Genomic DNA, 17,468 nt, shown 5'->3' on the forward strand with positions numbered 1-17,468 from the left:
GGTTAAGGGCATGTGCGCTAATACACTCTTATTTGTATAGTTCCGAGACCCTTCCTGTGTCAGGGTGACAGTGTGGGGTTAACGTTCGGTTAAGGGCATGTGCGCTAATACACTCTTATTTGTATAGTTCCGAGACCCTTCCTGTGTCAGGGTGACAGTGTGGGGTTAACGTTCGGTTAAGGGCATGTGCGCTAATACACTCTTATTTGTATAGTTCCGAGACCCTTCCTGTGTCAGGGTGACAGTGTGGGGTTAACCTTCGGTTAAGGGCATGTACGCCAAAACAATCATTATTTGTATAGTTCCGAGACCCTTCCTTCGTCAAGGTGACACAGTAAAGGGATTTTTCTTTATATTTAAATCATGAAACTATGGTCGCTAGCTATTTTATTTTTTTTCATTTCTTGCCAAACTAATTATGTAGGAAAGAAAGAGCCAAAATCGTTATACATAAATACAACCATACCAGCTAAGAGCTCTTTGGAGATTTCAACTGAGGATAACAAATCATTTTCTATAGATGGGCAAAACATCTCGAGCGATCCAATTATTGTGTCAATAGCTACACTGGATACTGCAATGACAAAAAATAGCAAATTCTCTTTTAATGTTGGAGATAATGGAATTGTATTCTTGAAAAATTCCTCAAATCAGGAAGCTGCAGTAAAAGTTAGGATCTATAATCATTCCTCAAAAGTATTACAGAAAACTAGTGCTTTGTAATGGATTCTGCTGTCGGTAAGTGCTTAGGAAATGATAGGCATAAAAAGATAAGAGCTGCCCATTACAGGCAGCCCTTCCTTATTAAACTCATAGGTAATTAACATTTTTCTGTTCCGCAGCATTCCAACTCTGATTTTATCCCCAATGCCTTCAAGATGTTGTTCAACAGGCACCATTTGGTAATGGAAAATTGCAATAGGTTTGCGCCTACAAAAACTGCGAGCCATATCCAATTGATATTGATAAAATAGGCTCCTAAGCTGGATATTAAAACCATCGCCCCAGCGATCATTTTAATGTAGCGTTCTCTAGTCATATATGATATTTAACTGGTTAATTTGATTTTTCAATAGAACTAATGGCGATGTGCACTTTCGAATGCAGGTCCATCGTCCGGTTTAACTCTTCCACCGCCGCGAAAATCTGTTCGGATTGTTCATCCTGGACAAAGGCAAAGAACAGCAAGGATTCGGTCTTGTTCATTTCTGAAGCGAACCAATTATCCTTCACGGCATCCTTTGTACTATCCCTATAGCCTGTTACGGCGCTATAGGAATAGGTGATCACCTTATTTTCTGCTAGCAAATTCTTGACGCTGTATTGGTAGCTATTTGCTGCTGTAATGATTAATAGTTTCATAATAGTAGATCTTAAAAATTAATCCTTATTGTTAGCCCACTTCTTGCGTTCCACGATATAGTATACCAATGGCACGACGAACAAGGTCAGGATCGTAGATACGATGGCACCACCCACCAGGGAGATGGCAAGACCTTGGAAAATAGGGTCGAAAAGAATAACCGATGCACCGATAACAACCGCCCCAGTCGTCAATAGGATAGGAGTGGTCCGTACTGCACCAGCATCAATGATGGCCTGTTTCAATGGAATTCCATCCTTCAGCCTGATCTCGATAAAGTCGATCAATAGCACGGAGTTCCTTACCATGACTCCAGCGAGGGCTATCATCCCAATAAATGAAGTAGCGGTGAAGAAGGCCCCCAGTAGCCAGTGGCCGAGTACAATTCCGATCAGTGATAATGGGATTGCCACCATCATGACGATCGGTGTTTTGAAATCTTGGAACCAGCCTACGATCAACATATAGATAATGATGATCACGACCATGAAGGCAATTCCTAAGTCACGGAAAACCTCTAAGGTAATTTGCCATTCACCGTCCCATTTCACCGTGAAATTGCTGGTTTCTTCGGGCTGCCCCATATACAGGTCGGAGATTTCATATCCTATAGGTAATTTCATTTCCTTCAAGGTTTTCTCCATGCCCAAGATGGCATAAGCAGGACTTTCCAGATCACCAGCCATATCCGCAAGAACATAGACCACGCGCTGTTGATCCTTTCTACTGATGGATTTTCTCAGGGTATCCTGTTTTACCTGTACGATATCACGAACAGGGACCATATTGCCTTGCTGACCTTTGATCTTCAGGTTCTGTATATCCTCTATGTTCGTTTTGTCCTTATCATCTAAGGCCATTACGATTCCCACCGGATTCACCGACTTTTCATCGTATAGATTAGAAATAGGGTATTCACGCAATAGGTAAGTCAGATTACCGACCACTTGTTGTGGAGCAATACCATTCAACATGGCTTTCTCCTTGTCTACCTCTAATTTATATTCGGTCTGCACATCTTCAACTCCCCAGTCCACATCGACTACATCGTTGGTCTTTTTCAGGATTTCCTTGACCTGATAGGCCACCTTAATCTGCTCTTGATAGTCAGGACCATAAACCTCCGCAACAATGGTGGAGAGAACAGGAGGGCCAGGAGGGACCTCGACAATCTTCACATTGGCATGGTGCTTTTGAGCAATGGCCTGAATAGCTGGTCTAATGCGCTTGGCAATAGCATGGCTCTGCTCATCACGATCTGTTTTGTTCAACAAATTAACCTGGATATCCGCCATGTTACTTCCTCCGCGCAGGTCATAATGGCGAACCAAACCATTAAAGGTAATAGGAGCCGAAGTTCCGATGTAATTCTGATAGTTTACAACCTCAGGTACGCTGGTTAAATATTGCGATATCTCCTTGGCAACAGCCGATGTTCTTTCTAAGGTCGTGCCTTCAGGCATATCGATTACCACCTGGAACTCATTCTTGTTGTCAAACGGAAGCATCTTTACAGCGACAGATTTAGTGAAGAACATCCCCACAGAACCTATCAGGAGAACTACTGTAAGACCAAGAACCACCCAACGTTTTTTGGAGTTGTCCAATAATGGTTTTTCAAACTTGTTATAGATCTTGTAGATCCAACTGGTCTGGTGTCCCTGTTCTTCCTTTTCATGTTGCTTCTCTTTTTCATTCAACAAGTGATAGCCTAGGTAAGGCGTAATCGTCAAAGCGACAAACAGCGAAAGCAACATGGCAATGGATGCACCAATTGGCATAGGGCTCATATAAGGCCCCATCATTCCTGAAACGAAAGCCATCGGAAGTATGGCCGCAATAACAGTGAAGGTTGCCAAGATAGTCGGATTACCTACTTCGTTGATCGCATAGATGGCGGCATCTTTGAATGGTAGTTTCCGCATCTTGAAATGCCTGTGCATATTCTCTGCGATGATAATACTGTCATCCACCACGATACCGACGACAAAGACCAGAGCAAAAAGGGTAATCCGGTTCAAGGTGTAGCCCAGCATATAATAGCTAAATAGGGTCAGAGCAAAGGTCAGGGGTACAGAAAGGAACACGACCAATCCACCACGCCAGCCCATAGCCAGCATAACCAATGCCGTAACTGCTACAATAGCTACTCCAAGGTGGAACAGCAACTCATTTACTTTATGTGAAGCAGTTTCGCCATAGTTTCTGGTAACTTCTACTTTTACATTCTTGGGGATCAAGTTATCCTGTAATTTCTCTACGCGCTGCAAGATCTGTTCTGAGATCTGCATCGCATCTGCTCCTTGCACCTTTGCAATAGACAGGGTGACAGCGGGGTATTCCGATGGATTGCTCTCGAAGTTCTCATTGTTCTTGCTGTATCCAAAAGACACATAGCTTTTGGCAGTTCCCGCGGCATCATTGATCTGTGCTACCTGTTTGAGATAAACAGGCATCTGTTGGTGGACACCTACGACTAGGTTTTCCATGTCTTCTTTGGTTGCCAAGAATTGTCCGGTCGTTAATAAAAACTCCTGATCGTGCTGAACAAAGCTACCAGACTGCATACTGCCATTATTGGCTTGGATCATCTGCATGATACTCAAGGCATCCACGCCATTTTCAGCCATCTTATCTTTGTCCAAGATTACCTTTAGCTCACGACTTCGGCCACCAATCTCCTTAATGGTAGAGACATCCTTGATCTTTTTGATTTCTGCGGATACTTCTTCGGCCATCTGACGGATCTGGAAGTCGTCATATCGATCGCTCCATAGGGTCAGTGCCAACATAGGCACATCGTTTATCGACCTTGTTTTTACAATAGGAGGATATACGCCCTGAGGGAATATATGCTGATTTTTAATGAGCTCATCATAGAGTTTTACATAGGAGCGTTCAATATCTTCGCCAACATAAAATTGGACGATGATCATCGCCTGTCCGTTCATGGCCGTACTATGTAGGTGCTCTACACCTTTGATATTGGAAATGATTTTCTCCAAGGGTTCCAATACCCTTCTTTCAACCTCCTCTGGACTAGCTCCAGGATAACCGACCATAATATCGGCCATTGGGACGTTGATTTGAGGTTCTTCCTCTCTAGGTATCAACGAAGAACTATATACACCGATGATCATCAAACCGACCATCAACAGGATGGATAGTTTGGAGTTCAAGAACATCGAGGCTATTTTACCTGATATACCACTTTGCATTGCTCTGAATTTAAATTTTAAAGAATTCTGTCTGTTCTGATGGTCTATTTAGCCTTGATTTGAACGCCGTTGAATAGGCGACCATCTGCTTTTAGCACATACTTTTCATTCTCGGATAATCCGGATAGGACCTCAACATCATTTCCATAGGTCTTACCCAACCTTACCCATCTCAATAGTGCAATGTTCTGGTCATTTAGGACATAGATTCCTTTCAGTTGCCCTTCTTCAATGATGGCTTCCTTCGGGATAACGGTCATGGTAGTTTCAGCAGCTGCCGAAGCACTGCGTTCTATTGGGAATACCGCTTGTACAAACATGCCCGAAAGGATCTCTGCCGGTTCATCCAAGTTGATCTTAACGATGTATTGGCCGCCCGTATTCTGAGCAGAACTACTCATTTCGGCTACTCTACCTTTAATGGTTTTTTGAGTCGATTTTATGGTCACATCGGCCTGCATGCCATTTTTAATATTTAAGATCTCACTCTCCGAGACCATGACTACGGCTTGGAGTTTGGATGCTCCTTCCATACTGATTATCGGCATTCCGGGATTCGCCATATCACCTTTCTTCATGAAGGTTCCGGTAATGACACCACTGAAGGGTGCCGTGATATTGGAATAGGAGAATTGAGCCATTACTTCATTACGCATCTGTTTGGCAGCTTCCAGTCCAGCCTTTGCCATTTCCATGCGGGTGCTCATATCATCCAGTTCCTTTTGGCTTGCACTTTTTTGTGCAAATAGGGCTTCAAAACGTTCGTAATCTTTTCTGGCATTGTTGTAACCGGCATTCGCTTGGGCAATTCCAGCCTCTGCCTGTGCTTTTTTTGCACTTAGGTCATTGCTGCTGATTCGAGCCAATAGTTGCCCTTGAGAGACCTTTTGTCCGGTTTTAACGGTGATATCAGTTACGAATCCCATTAAACGGGTACTGATCATGGCGCTGTTCTCTGCTTCAATTTTACCACTGGCGGTTACATATTTTCCTTGGTTTGTTCCTGCAGTCTGTCCAATAGTTGCAGCAATGGCAGGAAGTTCTACCTTCTTTGGCTCTGCTTGATTCGAGCAGGAAGAAAGAGAACCCAAAAGAGCTAAAAAGCTTATAGATGTTAATATTGTCTTCATTTTATGAGTTAATTTGATGGTTGGGTTAAAAACTTGATTTGTATGATGGAAAGGTTATATTCTTTTATCGCTTCCAGCAATTCCACTTGTTTCTCGAAATCCTTTGCTTGGGCAACCAATAGGTCAGAGGTTTTTTCCAGACCTTGGCTGTAGCGGTTTTCCAAAATCCTTAAGGATTCGGAAGCCTGCTTTTGTGCAGTCTCCGTTAAGCGGATCTTGGCTTGGTTGGCTACTAGATCGCGTTTAGCCTTCTGCAATTCCAATTCATGTTTTTCAACATAGACCAGCATTTCGGATTCAGCCTTTGCGTAAGAAATCTGACTTTGTTTGATTTTATTCTGGGTTTCATTTCCATTGAATACATCCCAAGAGAGCGAGATTCCAGCTAGGTAGCCATTGGCACCGAAGCCAACAATCTTCTTGTCGTTGAAATTATATTCTCCAAAGGCATTGATCCTAGGCAGAAGTTTTTTCCTGTTCATATCAATCATCTGTCCCTGAGCCGCAAGACCAGAAACCATGGCCCTGACATCTGCTCTTTCTTGTGAGAATGTCAATTGATCAGTTGCTAAGGTCATGCTAGCCAGAGGCGTGTCAGGTATGTAGATTTCATCGGCAGGCTTGCCCATTAACCAGTTGAGGTAATCGGAAAGGTTAGAGATATGGTTATTGACTTCAATACCTTTATTCTGAACCTCGGATAACCCTACCTGCACCAAATAGACATCTGAAGTCTTGGCATATCCTTGTTGCTCCATGTTTTTGGTATTTCGCAATACCTCTTCATATGCAATCTGTCCTTTTTCTACAGCCTTCTTAGCTTCATATAAGAACTGAAGGTTGCTATATGCTTTTTCGATTTCCACAATCAGCATCTCCTCCGCAAATTTCTTTTGGTATTGATTGGCAGCAATTTTTTCTTTCAATGCTTTTCTTGCCGAATAGACATCGAAATTCAAAAGTGGTTGTTGAACGGCTAGTTTGGTATTGAAATGAGTCATATCATCAGGGTTATTCAGCAGATGTGGATTGAAGTCTGCTGCGGTCACCGATTTTTGTTGAAGCTTGAATCCGAATGAATTCAAGGGGTCATTGGTGAAAAACGCTGTGTGGCTCACAGAAACCTTCGGGAGAAATCCTGATTTAGTTCCTTCCAGTTCTGCATTTGAGAAATCAATATCTTTTTGTTGTACCCGAAGCTGCGAATTGTTCTGCTTCATTTGGCTGATCGCTTCTTCTAGGCTTAGTGGCTGCTGTGCCATTAAATATGAGCTCCATGAAGAAAGGATAATAATTAGTACTATAAATCTTTTATACATACCTGATCGTATTTAATTAATAATGCAAAATTCAGATATGGCGAAGTGATTCTAGGTTACAGTAGTTACACAAGGAAAAAAAATAATGATTATTTTTTAAAGGGATAAAATGTAGCTGAGTTTAAAGAAAATGATCGTTTTTGATTAATAGAGCGTCTTTTTGAAACTTTAATTTGCAGACTTTTAAACAATTACATACTTTTGCCCATAATTCTTAGATTTATTCACCTATAAATCCAAAGAAATCATGACAGAGCACAACAACATATCATCCCTTTCGCTCATTGCCTAAAAAGGCAGTCAAATCCCTTATATTTTAATATATAGTGAGTATTGTTTATCAACAATGCTGCTGCCTTAATTTCCTTGGGTTTTCTGAGCACTTTCAAAAGGGTATATCCTGATCAAGGACGAACAGAATCAGAAAATCAAATTCAAAAACATGTAATTCATTGCGATGAGCAATTTGGATTGGTCGTGCGTTATGAAATCTGCACGACGCAAAAAGCAACTTGTCAAGAAAGACCGAGACAAAAGGTTGATTGCATTGTGGCGGCGTTATAGCAAACTCAGTAAATACAAATGGAGCTTGCCTTTCGTCGAACTTGAACAGCCTTATCAACGTGGTTGGAAGCGATATTTTGTGTTGCAAGATGATTTAAGGTATAATCCGAAAAAGGATTTCTACGAAGCATTATTGGAAAAGATCAACACTGTTGAATACCATCATGATAAGGACTTTAAGTATAAGAAACGAAAAAGAAAGCGGTCAGGTTATGAATATAGAAGACAATACCTTCGTGAATTCGCTTCTTATGAATGGCTTGAAAATAAAATGAAGTTGACTGAAGAGGAGAAAGCCTATTTCATGGAAGTGGAATCCTACAATGTATATGCAAAACGGACGAGTATCAGCTATGTGTTTACTGAACCGTGGCGTTATAAGTTGAAAGTTTCTCCACATTTTGTGACGCATGCAAGAAAGCTCGATGTTGAAGTAGAGCGAGAGTTGGCATTAGTCAATAATCATATCAACAGGAATTTTCTATGGCCTAGGATCGATCGCTTGACTTCCGGTAAAGGCTATCGAGGTAATCGCTTTCTTGACGAGAAACCGAAGTATAAAAACAGGATTAAAAACATTCCCAGGTACAGTTCAAAAGAACGATTCCTGGAATTAGATATTTAGAGCCAATGGGCAATTTAAGAACAAAAGATTTAAGTAAAATAGGTTATCACAATGATCAGCTGAGAAGCTTGGTCATTAACATAGCCAGCAAAAATTTCAAGCATCACAGTAAACAAGAATTGCTTGACTTGCTTGTGGATATAAAAAATAATCCAGAGGCATTTTTAGAAAACGAAGGGACTCGTAAAATAGCAGAAAAGGTTATCGGAAAAGTGAAGGAGGTAAGTTTTAAAGCTTATGAACTAAGCGAAGAACCAAGCTCCTGCAAGGTGTATGGTAGTAAGGGGATTGAGTCTTCTGCCAAACAGCAGATGGAGATAGCCTGCATGTTGCCGGTAAGTGTACAGGCTGCATTAATGCCGGATGCCCACATGGGTTTTGGTTTACCTATTGGTGGGGTTTTGGCAACAGATCAAGCCATTATTCCATACGCTGTGGGGATGGATATTGGTTGCCGAATGGCACTCTCCATTTTAGATGCTGCAGCAGGATTTAGCAAAAGGAATGAGTTCCAGATCATCCAAGCCATGAAAAACCATACCCATTTTGGTATGGAAGGAGGCTTGGCAATCAGGCAGGATCATGAAATCCTTGACCATCCTCTATTCAATGAAATTCCTTTTCTCAAGCCTTTGCGAGGAAAGGCCGCCAGACAATTGGGGACTTCAGGCAATGGCAACCATTTTGTGGAGTTTGGTGAAATCGAGTTGTTGGAAAATAATAGTCTCGGCCTGGAGCCCAAGGTCTACACTGCTTTGCTAACGCATTCTGGTAGCCGAGGGCTAGGAGCCGCTATTGCCAAACAGTACACCCATATCGCTATGGAAACCTGTAAGTTGCCTCGGCATGCACAGCAATTAGCTTGGTTGGATATAGATACTGAAGCAGGACTGGAGTATTGGCTAGCCATGAATTTAGCCGGTGATTACGCCAAAGCTTGTCATGATCGTATCCATAAAAACCTGTTATCTGCCTTAGGGTTGAAGGCGATGGCACTGGTGGAGAATCATCATAATTTTGCTTGGAAGGATAGTCTTTCGAATGGAAAAGAGATCATAGTACATCGAAAAGGTGCAACCCCTGCCCATCAAGGAGAATTAGGAATTATCCCTGGTAGTATGACAGCCGCGGCATATTTAGTTGCGGGCAGAGGAAATGAACATGCCTTAAATTCGGCTTCCCATGGTGCCGGACGTGCAATGAGTCGCCAAAAAGCGAAGGACAACATGACCAACTCTGCAATGAAGAAGCTGATCTCCAATGCAAATGTTAAACTGATCGGGGGATCGGTGGAAGAGAATCCTTTGGCTTACAAGGATATTGAACAGGTTATGTTGGCACAAAAGGAACTAGTCGATATCCAGGGAAAGTTTATACCGAAGATTGTAAGAATGCACAAGGAGTAAAGTTTTAATGGAGAATAATTAAGGCGGCAAGAAATTGCCGTTTTATTTTTATTCGTTTGTTTTTAAAGGAACTAGTCCTAAAATTAACTTATATTTAAGAAGTGAAAAACACATTAATATCTTTAGGATCCATCTTCATTGCTTTTTCAGTCGGTTTCCTTCAAAGCTGTTCGGAATCGAAACAAAAGGGTTTAATTGAAAAAAAACTAATCTCTTATCAAGGTAGAGATACCGTCACGATTGATTTGATGCTACATCAGAAGCGTTTTGTTGGGAAGTATACCGTTAATGGTCCTGGTAATTATCTCGTAACTGGGGAGGTAGAAGGCGAAATCAAAGCCGATACATTGCTGGGCAGCCTCTATTATACCCCTTTTGGTTGGCGTGATAAAAAACGTAAAGCCTTTGCATTACTGGCCAAAAACGACCAATATCTTTCGGGTAAAGGCACTGAATTGATCTATATGGGCATTCCTTATTTTGTGCCGAATACAGTTAGCTTCGGTCCTGAAAAGGGAGTCTATCAAGTTGTTGAGTAAATATTAATTCTATTTGCAACTTATTTAAGATCAATAAGCTACCTCAAATTAATCTTAAATTTTAGTAACTTGGATAAATAAAACTCATTCAGATTGTTTTGCATGTCTATGTAATAAATTGCATTGCTATTCTGTCTTTGAATTATGACCAAGACTAACATTATTATCCTAATCAGCTTTATTATCTTAAAGTTTATCCTGCAATATGCTTTGGTTCACCCTATCTATGATCTCCAACGTGATGAGTTTTTACATTTAGATCAAGCCAATCATCTGGCATGGGGTTTCCAGTCTGTACCGCCGATGACTTCTTGGATTTCCCTAATCATAAAGTTCTTGGGCAATGGAGTCTTTTGGGTTCGGTTCTTTCCTGCACTTTTTGGAGCATTGACCGTATTTGTAGTTTGGAAGGCCATCGAAGAACTGAAAGGAAATCTATTTGCACTGATATTGGGCGCTACTTGTGTCACCTTCTCCGTTTACCTGCGATTGAATAGCCTTTATCAGCCTAATTCATTGGATGTGCTCTGTTGGACTTTGATGTTCTATTTCTTGATCAAATACCTGAACAGAAATGAAAGCAAATGGCTTTTTTACCTATGCCTATCCTTTGCTGCTGGTTTCTTGAACAAATACAATATCCTATTTCTTGTGTTGGGATTGATCCCAGCCTTTATGCTTGTGCCAGAAAGGAAGGTCTTTGGGAACCGTAAATTATATTTCGGTATCCTTGTGGCATTCCTCTTGGTCCTTCCCAATATCATTTGGCAATACAGTAATGATTTCCCTGTCTTGCGCCATATGAAGGAATTGTCCGAAACCCAACTCGTTCATGTGGACAGATGGGGATTTATCCGTTCTCAATTGATGTTCTTTCCAGGTACCTTTCTGTTGTTTTTTCTTGGGCTTTATGCCTTAATAAAATATCCAGCGTTTAAAAAATACAGGGTTTTCTTTTGGACCTTTTTCTTTGTCCTCAGCATATTCCTGTTCTTAAAGGCCAAGGATTATTATGCATTAGGACTTTATCCTATTTATTTTGCATTTGGAGCAGTATACTTATCGAATTTATTGGAAAAGAAAGATTGGACAAAAAAATTAAAGCCAGTCATCTTAGTTTTGTGTTTTGTGCTATTCCTTCCTTTGCTTTTTATTGCTTTCCCAAATAAAACCCCTGAATATATAGTTAAACATCCTGAATATTACCGAGAGTTTGGAATGTTGCGATGGGAAGATGGACAAGAGCATCAATTGCCACAGGATTTTGCCGATATGTTAGGTTGGTCTGAATTAGCTCGCAAGGTAGATTCTTTGTATAAAACAATGCCTGAACCTCAGAATACCCTAGTATTATGCGATAATTATGGTCAGGCTGGAGCAATAAATTATTATTCAAAGTTAGGCATCCAAGCCGTTTCTTTTAATGCCGACTATCTGAATTGGTTTGATTTGGAAATCCCTTATAGAAACATCATACGTGTTAAGAATGCTTCCGAAGTTGAGAAAGAGTTAGCAGAAACTGGGGCCTTCTTTGAGCGGTCACATTTAGCTGCTTCAATCGATAACCCCTATGCGAGGGAATATGGAACAGGCATCTTTTCCTTTATTGGTGCAAAGCTGAATGTAAATGAACGTATTAGGAATGAAATCGAAGAGGAAACTACTTATTGATCTTTTAGATGTATGCTTTGTAGGATTATATTTACCTATTTGTTAACAATGTAATAATAATTTAACTCTATTTCTATTGAGTTATATCTTTGCTGATTGTATGATTTCATATCAAGCAGGCTTGATGATTATTGAATTTTATGGTTAAAAAAAGTGTATTAGAAAAGCTATCAGACAAGGAGCTTGAAGGATTTATCCAACCAGGCTCGAGAAAGGTGCCTGATGCGAAAAAGATGGCCTATGAAATCTTGGTTGAAAGAGGGCGTGTGTTTTCAGAGGAGGAGAAAATCAAGGTAGAAAGTTTAATCGAAGAGCAAATCCAAACCGAATACCAAGAAGATCTAACAAGAAGAAAGGCAATGGATAAGCAGTTGACAGATGATCAAAATGCTGTCGCACTGTACACTAATTTTTTCATCTTCGTCATCAGTATAATATTTGGTGTTTTATATGGCTTTATTCTGGCCATGATAAATTATATTATCCTGAAAAAGTATGGTTTAGCCCTATTGTTATTTGCGATTGGTATTATTGCATTTTCTATTTCTACTTATTTTGTTGGCTTACTCATGACGAAAGTCTCTTTGTCGATTGATATTTTAGGTTTTATTGTTGGGGTTTTTGTTTCTGCCTTTGGTTTGGCTATCATCTCCTTGTTCAATAAGAACTTTATTCCGAAAGACCTCGAGTACAGGTCAAGATCCATTCTTATTCCAACAATCATTTGTATTGGTCTTTCTATTCTAATCAATTTCTATACATAAGGAAAGCTTGGTTTATATTCAAAAAAGAGTGAACATGGGATTTATCCTTAATGTTCACCCTTTTTTATGCTTTTTATTTCTTTTTCAGCAAGATGGTGAAATGTCTCAAGATTTCTGACTCCCACACGATTTCTAGACCTGATTTGATCTCTTCTCTTCTATCAAAAATGTTTTTTAGGGCAGCTGCTACATAATCCAGATGTTTATAGCTATAAGTCCTTCTTGGTATTGCCAATCGAAGTAATTCTAACTTTGGAAAACGATCCTTTCTTGTTTCAGGGTCCCGATCTGCAAGTAAGGTCCCAATTTCAACGCCGCGAACACCGGATTCCTTATAGAGCTCGATCGCTAAGGTTTGGGCAGGATATTCCTCGCGCGGTACATGGGTCAGGAAGTTTAAGGCATCCACAAACACAGCATGTCCTCCAATGGGTTTCTGGATTGGGATTCCGTATTCAATAAGTTTATTGCCTAGGTATTCCACTTGATCGATCCTGGCTTTTAAATAGGGAAGCTCCGTGGATTCCAACAGCCCTTGTGCCAATGCTGCCAAGTCTCTTCCTGCAAGACCTCCGTAAGTGATAAATCCTTCGTAGATAATACCCATATTGCCACAGGCACGGTAAAGCTGTTCGTTTCGCATTCCCAGAAGCCCTCCTATATTCACCAAACCATCTTTTTTGGCAGACATCGTAAATCCATCCCCATAGGAGAACATTTCTTTCACGATTTCCTTGATAGTTCTGTCTTTGTACTCAGCTTCGCGCTCTTTGATGAAATATGCATTTTCGGCAAATCGAGCAGCATCAAAGAATACCGGGATTCCATATTGCTCGGATAGGGCCTTGACATCCTTGATATTTTGCATGGATACCGGTTGACCTCCAGAAGAGTTACAGGTAACTGTAATCATGCAGAACGGAATGTTTTCTTTAGGATGCGCCTTATAGACCTCTTCAAGTTTTATGAGATCGATGTTGCCTTTGAATGGATGTAGGTTATTGATGTCAAATGCTTCATCAATGGTACAGTCTATTGCATGGGCCTTGCGGAATTCGATATGTCCTTTGGTCGTGTCAAAATGAGAGTTTCCAGGTACCACATTGTTTTCTTTCACGAGGATGCTGAAAAGTACATTCTCGGCAGCTCTTCCTTGGTGCGTTGGCAAGAAATAAGGAAAGCCCAGGGTATGGCGTACGACTTCGCGGAGCTTCAGATAGGATTGAGACCCGGCGTAGCTTTCATCGCCCATCATAATTTCTGCCCATTGTTTATCGGACATAGCTCCCGTTCCGGAATCTGTCAATAAATCAATAAAAACACGGTCGCTTGCCAGGTTAAAAAGATTGTTTCCTTCCTCCTCAATCCACTTTTCACGTTGTTCTCGGCTAGACATAAAGATTTCTTCAACCATCTTTACTTTATAGGGCTCTGCCCATGGTAGTTCCATAAAATTTATATTTGGTTCACTGTTGTTAAAGTTAAAAAATTAATCTAGGATATTTTATATTGCTGCTTCCATGTAATGGAACAATTTTGTTATCAAAGGATAAATATGAAATGGGTAGGGATTATTGTTGTTGATTTTCTATAAATTAGATAGAAAATATTTGTCACATAAACCATCACCTAAACTTTATTAAACATGAAATCATTCTTGCTCAGCATTTTCATTATTGTTTGTTCCGCACCATTATTTGCGCAAAAGCCATTAAAATTAGCGGTAGCTGGCTTGAGCCATGGACATGTGGATTGGGTATTCAATCGAAAGGAAAAGCAGGATATGCAGGTTGTTGGGATCTATGAAACCAATCCGGAATTGGTAGAGCGATATATCAAACGTTATCAATTGGATAGATCCTTGTTCTTTACGAATTTAAACGAGATGTTGGACAAGGTCAAACCTGATGCGGTTTCGGCTTTTGGAGCGATCTCAGAGCATATCTCGGTGGTAAGGGCATGTGCTCCCAAAAAAGTCCATGTTATGGTAGAGAAGCCTTTAGCGACCAACCTGGCCGATGCCAAAGAAATTGAAACCTTGGCAAAGAATAACAATATCCATGTCCTGACCAATTTTGAAACTTCTTGGTATGAAAGTAACCAAAGGATTAAAGGTCTTTTGACTGAAGGGAAATTAGGAGAGATCAGGAAAGTCATGGTCAATGACGGTCATCAGGGACCTAAAGAGATAGGAGTAAGCAAGGAATTTTTCGAGATATTGACTGACCCTGCGAAAAATGGGGCAGGAGCCCTAGTCGATTTTGGATGCTATGGAGCCAATCTGATGACTTGGTTGATGAATGGCGAACGACCCATATCGGTGACCGCAGTAGTGCAACAGAATAAGCCTGATATTTATAAAGAGGTAGACGATGAAGCAACCATCATTCTGCAATATCCCGAAGCCCAATGTGTCATCCAAGGTTCTTGGAATTGGACCTATTCGCGGAAAGACATGGAGGTTTACGGAAATAAAGGCTATGCTATAGCATCTGATGCGAAAACCTTAAAAACTCGCCTAAAAGAAAACCAGCCAGAGGAGATAGAAAAATTAGAAGCTCGACCAGCTCCATTCCATGACCCTTTCTCCTTGCTTGCGGCAGTAGTGAACGGTTCGATTGTTTTGGACCCATTGGACCAATATGGTTTACAGGTCAATGTTACCGCTGTTGAGATCTTGGATGCAGCCATGAGGTCCGCAAAGGAGAAAAGGACCATTATGTTAGGGGGTAAATAAAGGGGAAGATACTGATGTTATTATTTTCAATTGCATTTGTGAACAGTTCTTTCAACTTTCCCTTCCGTGTTGAGGAACGAAATATCTCCGAATAATGTATAATTATCATTGTTATTCAATGAAGATTGCATTGGCGTACAGTTCCTGTACCTTCGGTACAGAATGACAAGACCTGTTGGAGGAGAACCGCACAGATTCTTTATTAATCGTTCAGAATCAAAATGTGCTAAAGTGAATCACGAATAAGGTTAATATGAAAATGTAAGATAAATCTCTAAGAATTTCCTGTCAGGTAAATGGACAGTAAAGGTGGTCGTAATTCTTCCAACCACCTTTATAGAAATCCTTTTTTACTTCGCTATGGCTGAGTTGGCTGGTCTGTTGGTGTCTCATCCTTGACTTCGTCCTTACCGGCAAACCACCATATTGCAGCTCCGACAAGTACGAACGCTATTTTAATTAACCATGCTGTTCCTTCTCCCCAATTGTAGATCCAAAGCAGGATGCGAGGTACTGCATTGAAGAAATTCATAATGATGGCCAATATGCCATAAATAAATAAAATTGAACCGATATTTTTCATGCTATTTTGATTTTGTTTAAGAATGAAATTTGAACCTTGTAAGGCATATTAACCCGTGTGATTAAATATTAATCAAATGTAGGGATGTTTCATTTTTCGGAACATCCCTGAAATCAGGTATTTATGTGGTTGGGGTGGGGTCTGTCTGTTCTATAACCTTTTCGTGTCACCCTGACGCCTTCCGGAAGGGTCTCGGAACTATACATCCATCATTTGAAATAGTTTTCAATAAATCTTCTTGGAGAAAGAAAACAGTTCGTTCGCTGTACTTTCGGTGACAACGACCTTAAAAAAATTAATAAATAGATTCTTCGTTTCACTCTGAAACCTGCTTTAGCGAATTGTGATTCTGAACGATCAGTGAAGACTTGTACGGTTCTCTTCCGGTAGGTTCTATCATTCTGTACCGAAGGTACAGGAACTTTACGCCCATATAATTCTTATTAACCATGTGTTATTTTGATGTTCATCAAATATTTCTTAACTTATTTATAGACGGCTTAGGCTTAAATCTGATCCGATCTATGGATTGGGTCTATTTTTCAAAGCATAAAAGAAAGGAGTTTGGCTTTGAGTTTAAAGATAAAGAGGATAGATAGTATACTTGAGGCTATTAAGAAAAGTGAGATAGAATCAGTGAAGGACTATTATAGCAACCTGGATATCAACAAGCCGGATCGATTCAATCGGACCTTGTTGATGAATGCCATTTTGTACGGTGAAATGGAATTGGCTAAATGGGCCATTAGCAGACATGCCGATGTCAACCATCAGGATAAAAAGGGTTTAAGTGCATTGCATATCGCAGTTGAAAGGAACCAATCCAAACTAGTTTCCTTCATCTTGCAAAATGGGGTAGCCGTAGATCTTCAGGATCATTATGGAAATACCGCACTTTGGCGCGCTATGATGGACAACGTTGATATCAAAATTATTTACATTTTATTTCAATACCAGGCTAACCCAGACCTTAGGAATCATTATGGAATTTCGGCTCGCGATCTTCTCAATGAAGAAAATCGGAATTGGGAACTCCTTCATAAGATTTTTAATGAGGTCAGCCCGGCTAATTAAGGATTTAAAGCGTTACCGATTAATAAAAAGATTGCCCTTTACGTGATCATGCCATTTCTTGATCACGGCACAGGTCTCGTAAGCCTCCTGACGGACGAATTGTTGCAGAAGGGTTTCTAGGGTTAGGATAAATTCTTCGAGATGGATAAAATTGCCTTCTTCATCGCGGTAGTCGGTAAGGATATCAAGTAAAAAACAATGGGTTTCGAACTCACGGAACTTGTTTTGATAGTTCTGGTCTGCCCTCAACCAAAGTTTTTCCAATTGAAATCCCGACTTGATGTGCATGTGACAGGCGTCCTCATATTCTGACCGGTGCGTCTTGAGTTCCTTTTTCATTTTTTCGACACTGGTTTGCAGATTTTCATACATGGATGATAAATGAATCTGTACCTCTCGTTGTTTTGAAATAAGTGGCATAATGATGGAATTTGGATGCTCGCAAAATTTTCAACAAGTAACACCCCGATTTTGT

Annotated in this window: 16 protein-coding genes; 8 read left to right on the top strand and 8 right to left on the bottom strand. The window is 40.5% G+C overall.

What is annotated here, in order from left to right; all coding sequences use genetic code 11:
• Nucleotides 1–363 precede the first annotated feature (363 nt).
• Nucleotides 364–723 (top strand): hypothetical protein, encoded by a 360-nt coding sequence (locus RT138_RS16205; RefSeq protein WP_313191507.1) that lies wholly within the window; start codon nt 364–366, stop codon nt 721–723.
• A gap of 97 nt (nt 724–820) precedes the next feature.
• On the opposite strand, the gene RT138_RS16210 is transcribed toward RT138_RS16205, so the two are convergent.
• Genes RT138_RS16210 through RT138_RS16230 form a run of 5 tightly spaced genes read right to left on the bottom strand, consistent with a single transcriptional unit; the run spans nt 821 to nt 7,030 of the window.
• Nucleotides 821–1,039, bottom strand: a complete 219-nt coding sequence (locus RT138_RS16210; RefSeq protein ID WP_313191508.1) for a DUF2892 domain-containing protein — start codon at nt 1,037–1,039, stop codon at nt 821–823.
• Between the two features lie 17 nt (nt 1,040–1,056).
• The gene (locus RT138_RS16215) at nt 1,057–1,362 is read right to left on the bottom strand and encodes a hypothetical protein (protein ID WP_313191509.1); all 306 of its coding nucleotides are present in this window, start codon (nt 1,360–1,362) and stop codon (nt 1,057–1,059) included.
• Between the two features lie 18 nt (nt 1,363–1,380).
• Nucleotides 1,381–4,581, bottom strand: a complete 3,201-nt coding sequence (locus RT138_RS16220; protein WP_313191510.1) for an efflux RND transporter permease subunit — start codon at nt 4,579–4,581, stop codon at nt 1,381–1,383.
• A gap of 44 nt (nt 4,582–4,625) precedes the next feature.
• The gene (locus RT138_RS16225) at nt 4,626–5,711 is read right to left on the bottom strand and encodes an efflux RND transporter periplasmic adaptor subunit (RefSeq protein ID WP_313191511.1); all 1,086 of its coding nucleotides are present in this window, start codon (nt 5,709–5,711) and stop codon (nt 4,626–4,628) included.
• Nucleotides 5,712–5,719: 8 nt separating this feature from the next.
• The gene (locus tag RT138_RS16230; RefSeq protein ID WP_313191512.1) at nt 5,720–7,030 is read right to left on the bottom strand and encodes a TolC family protein; all 1,311 of its coding nucleotides are present in this window, start codon (nt 7,028–7,030) and stop codon (nt 5,720–5,722) included.
• A 484-nt stretch (nt 7,031–7,514) separates the two neighbouring features.
• Here RT138_RS16230 and RT138_RS16235 point away from each other — a divergent pair, with 484 nt between their 5' ends.
• The 5 genes from RT138_RS16235 to RT138_RS16255 all read left to right on the top strand — a co-directional run bounded on the left by RT138_RS16235 (nt 7,515) and on the right by RT138_RS16255 (nt 12,599).
• Nucleotides 7,515–8,219, top strand: a complete 705-nt coding sequence (locus tag RT138_RS16235; RefSeq protein ID WP_313191513.1) for a hypothetical protein — start codon at nt 7,515–7,517, stop codon at nt 8,217–8,219.
• Nucleotides 8,220–8,224: 5 nt separating this feature from the next.
• Entirely contained in the window at nt 8,225–9,625 is a 1,401-nt protein-coding gene (locus RT138_RS16240) for an RtcB family protein (RefSeq protein ID WP_313191514.1), read from the top strand.
• A gap of 101 nt (nt 9,626–9,726) precedes the next feature.
• Entirely contained in the window at nt 9,727–10,164 is a 438-nt protein-coding gene (locus RT138_RS16245) for a hypothetical protein (protein WP_313191515.1), read from the top strand.
• A 144-nt stretch (nt 10,165–10,308) separates the two neighbouring features.
• A complete protein-coding gene (locus tag RT138_RS16250) occupies nt 10,309–11,835 on the top strand; it encodes a glycosyltransferase family 39 protein (RefSeq protein WP_313191516.1) in 1,527 nt (508 codons plus the stop codon).
• Nucleotides 11,836–11,975: 140 nt separating this feature from the next.
• Nucleotides 11,976–12,599 (top strand): hypothetical protein, encoded by a 624-nt coding sequence (locus RT138_RS16255; protein WP_313191517.1) that lies wholly within the window; start codon nt 11,976–11,978, stop codon nt 12,597–12,599.
• A 73-nt stretch (nt 12,600–12,672) separates the two neighbouring features.
• Here RT138_RS16255 and RT138_RS16260 read toward each other — a convergent pair whose 3' ends face one another.
• Nucleotides 12,673–14,049, bottom strand: a complete 1,377-nt coding sequence (locus RT138_RS16260) for a tryptophanase (RefSeq protein WP_313191518.1) — start codon at nt 14,047–14,049, stop codon at nt 12,673–12,675.
• 195 nt (nt 14,050–14,244) lie between these two features.
• On the opposite strand from RT138_RS16260, the gene RT138_RS16265 reads away from it, so the two are divergent.
• Nucleotides 14,245–15,336 carry a Gfo/Idh/MocA family oxidoreductase gene (locus tag RT138_RS16265; RefSeq protein ID WP_313191519.1) on the top strand — a complete coding sequence of 364 codons (1,092 nt, stop codon included), beginning with the start codon at nt 14,245–14,247 and terminating at the stop codon, nt 15,334–15,336.
• Nucleotides 15,337–15,694: 358 nt separating this feature from the next.
• On the opposite strand, the gene RT138_RS16270 is transcribed toward RT138_RS16265, so the two are convergent.
• Nucleotides 15,695–15,919, bottom strand: a complete 225-nt coding sequence (locus tag RT138_RS16270; protein ID WP_313191520.1) for a hypothetical protein — start codon at nt 15,917–15,919, stop codon at nt 15,695–15,697.
• Nucleotides 15,920–16,489: 570 nt separating this feature from the next.
• Here RT138_RS16270 and RT138_RS16275 point away from each other — a divergent pair.
• The gene (locus RT138_RS16275) at nt 16,490–16,993 is read left to right on the top strand and encodes an ankyrin repeat domain-containing protein (protein WP_313191521.1); all 504 of its coding nucleotides are present in this window, start codon (nt 16,490–16,492) and stop codon (nt 16,991–16,993) included.
• Between the two features lie 12 nt (nt 16,994–17,005).
• Here the strand turns inward: RT138_RS16275 and RT138_RS16280 are convergent, their stop codons facing one another.
• On the bottom strand, nt 17,006–17,413 hold the full coding sequence (locus RT138_RS16280) for a hypothetical protein (RefSeq protein WP_313191522.1): 408 nt from the start codon (nt 17,411–17,413) through the stop codon (nt 17,006–17,008).
• Between the last annotated feature and the right edge of the window lie 55 nt (nt 17,414–17,468).

The sequence above is a fragment of the Sphingobacterium sp. genome (genome assembly GCF_032065005.1).
GTDB lineage: Bacteria > Bacteroidota > Bacteroidia > Sphingobacteriales > Sphingobacteriaceae > Sphingobacterium.

What these genes read in the sequence shown, in the direction of transcription:
- RT138_RS16255 (WP_313191517.1), top strand. Translation starts at nt 11,976, where the DNA reads ATGGTTAAAAAAAGTGTATTAGAAAAGCTATCAGACAAGGAGCTTGAA.
- RT138_RS16280 (WP_313191522.1), bottom strand. Translation starts at nt 17,413, where the DNA reads ATGCCACTTATTTCAAAACAACGAGAGGTACAGATTCATTTATCATCC.
- RT138_RS16270 (WP_313191520.1), bottom strand. Translation starts at nt 15,919, where the DNA reads ATGAAAAATATCGGTTCAATTTTATTTATTTATGGCATATTGGCCATC.
- RT138_RS16250 (WP_313191516.1), top strand. Translation starts at nt 10,309, where the DNA reads ATGACCAAGACTAACATTATTATCCTAATCAGCTTTATTATCTTAAAG.
- RT138_RS16265 (WP_313191519.1), top strand. Translation starts at nt 14,245, where the DNA reads ATGAAATCATTCTTGCTCAGCATTTTCATTATTGTTTGTTCCGCACCA.
- RT138_RS16220 (WP_313191510.1), bottom strand. Translation starts at nt 4,581, where the DNA reads ATGCAAAGTGGTATATCAGGTAAAATAGCCTCGATGTTCTTGAACTCC.
- RT138_RS16215 (WP_313191509.1), bottom strand. Translation starts at nt 1,362, where the DNA reads ATGAAACTATTAATCATTACAGCAGCAAATAGCTACCAATACAGCGTC.
- RT138_RS16235 (WP_313191513.1), top strand. Translation starts at nt 7,515, where the DNA reads ATGAAATCTGCACGACGCAAAAAGCAACTTGTCAAGAAAGACCGAGAC.
- RT138_RS16225 (WP_313191511.1), bottom strand. Translation starts at nt 5,711, where the DNA reads ATGAAGACAATATTAACATCTATAAGCTTTTTAGCTCTTTTGGGTTCT.
- RT138_RS16240 (WP_313191514.1), top strand. Translation starts at nt 8,225, where the DNA reads ATGGGCAATTTAAGAACAAAAGATTTAAGTAAAATAGGTTATCACAAT.
- RT138_RS16210 (WP_313191508.1), bottom strand. Translation starts at nt 1,039, where the DNA reads ATGACTAGAGAACGCTACATTAAAATGATCGCTGGGGCGATGGTTTTA.
- RT138_RS16205 (WP_313191507.1), top strand. Translation starts at nt 364, where the DNA reads ATGAAACTATGGTCGCTAGCTATTTTATTTTTTTTCATTTCTTGCCAA.
- RT138_RS16230 (WP_313191512.1), bottom strand. Translation starts at nt 7,030, where the DNA reads ATGTATAAAAGATTTATAGTACTAATTATTATCCTTTCTTCATGGAGC.
- RT138_RS16260 (WP_313191518.1), bottom strand. Translation starts at nt 14,049, where the DNA reads ATGGAACTACCATGGGCAGAGCCCTATAAAGTAAAGATGGTTGAAGAA.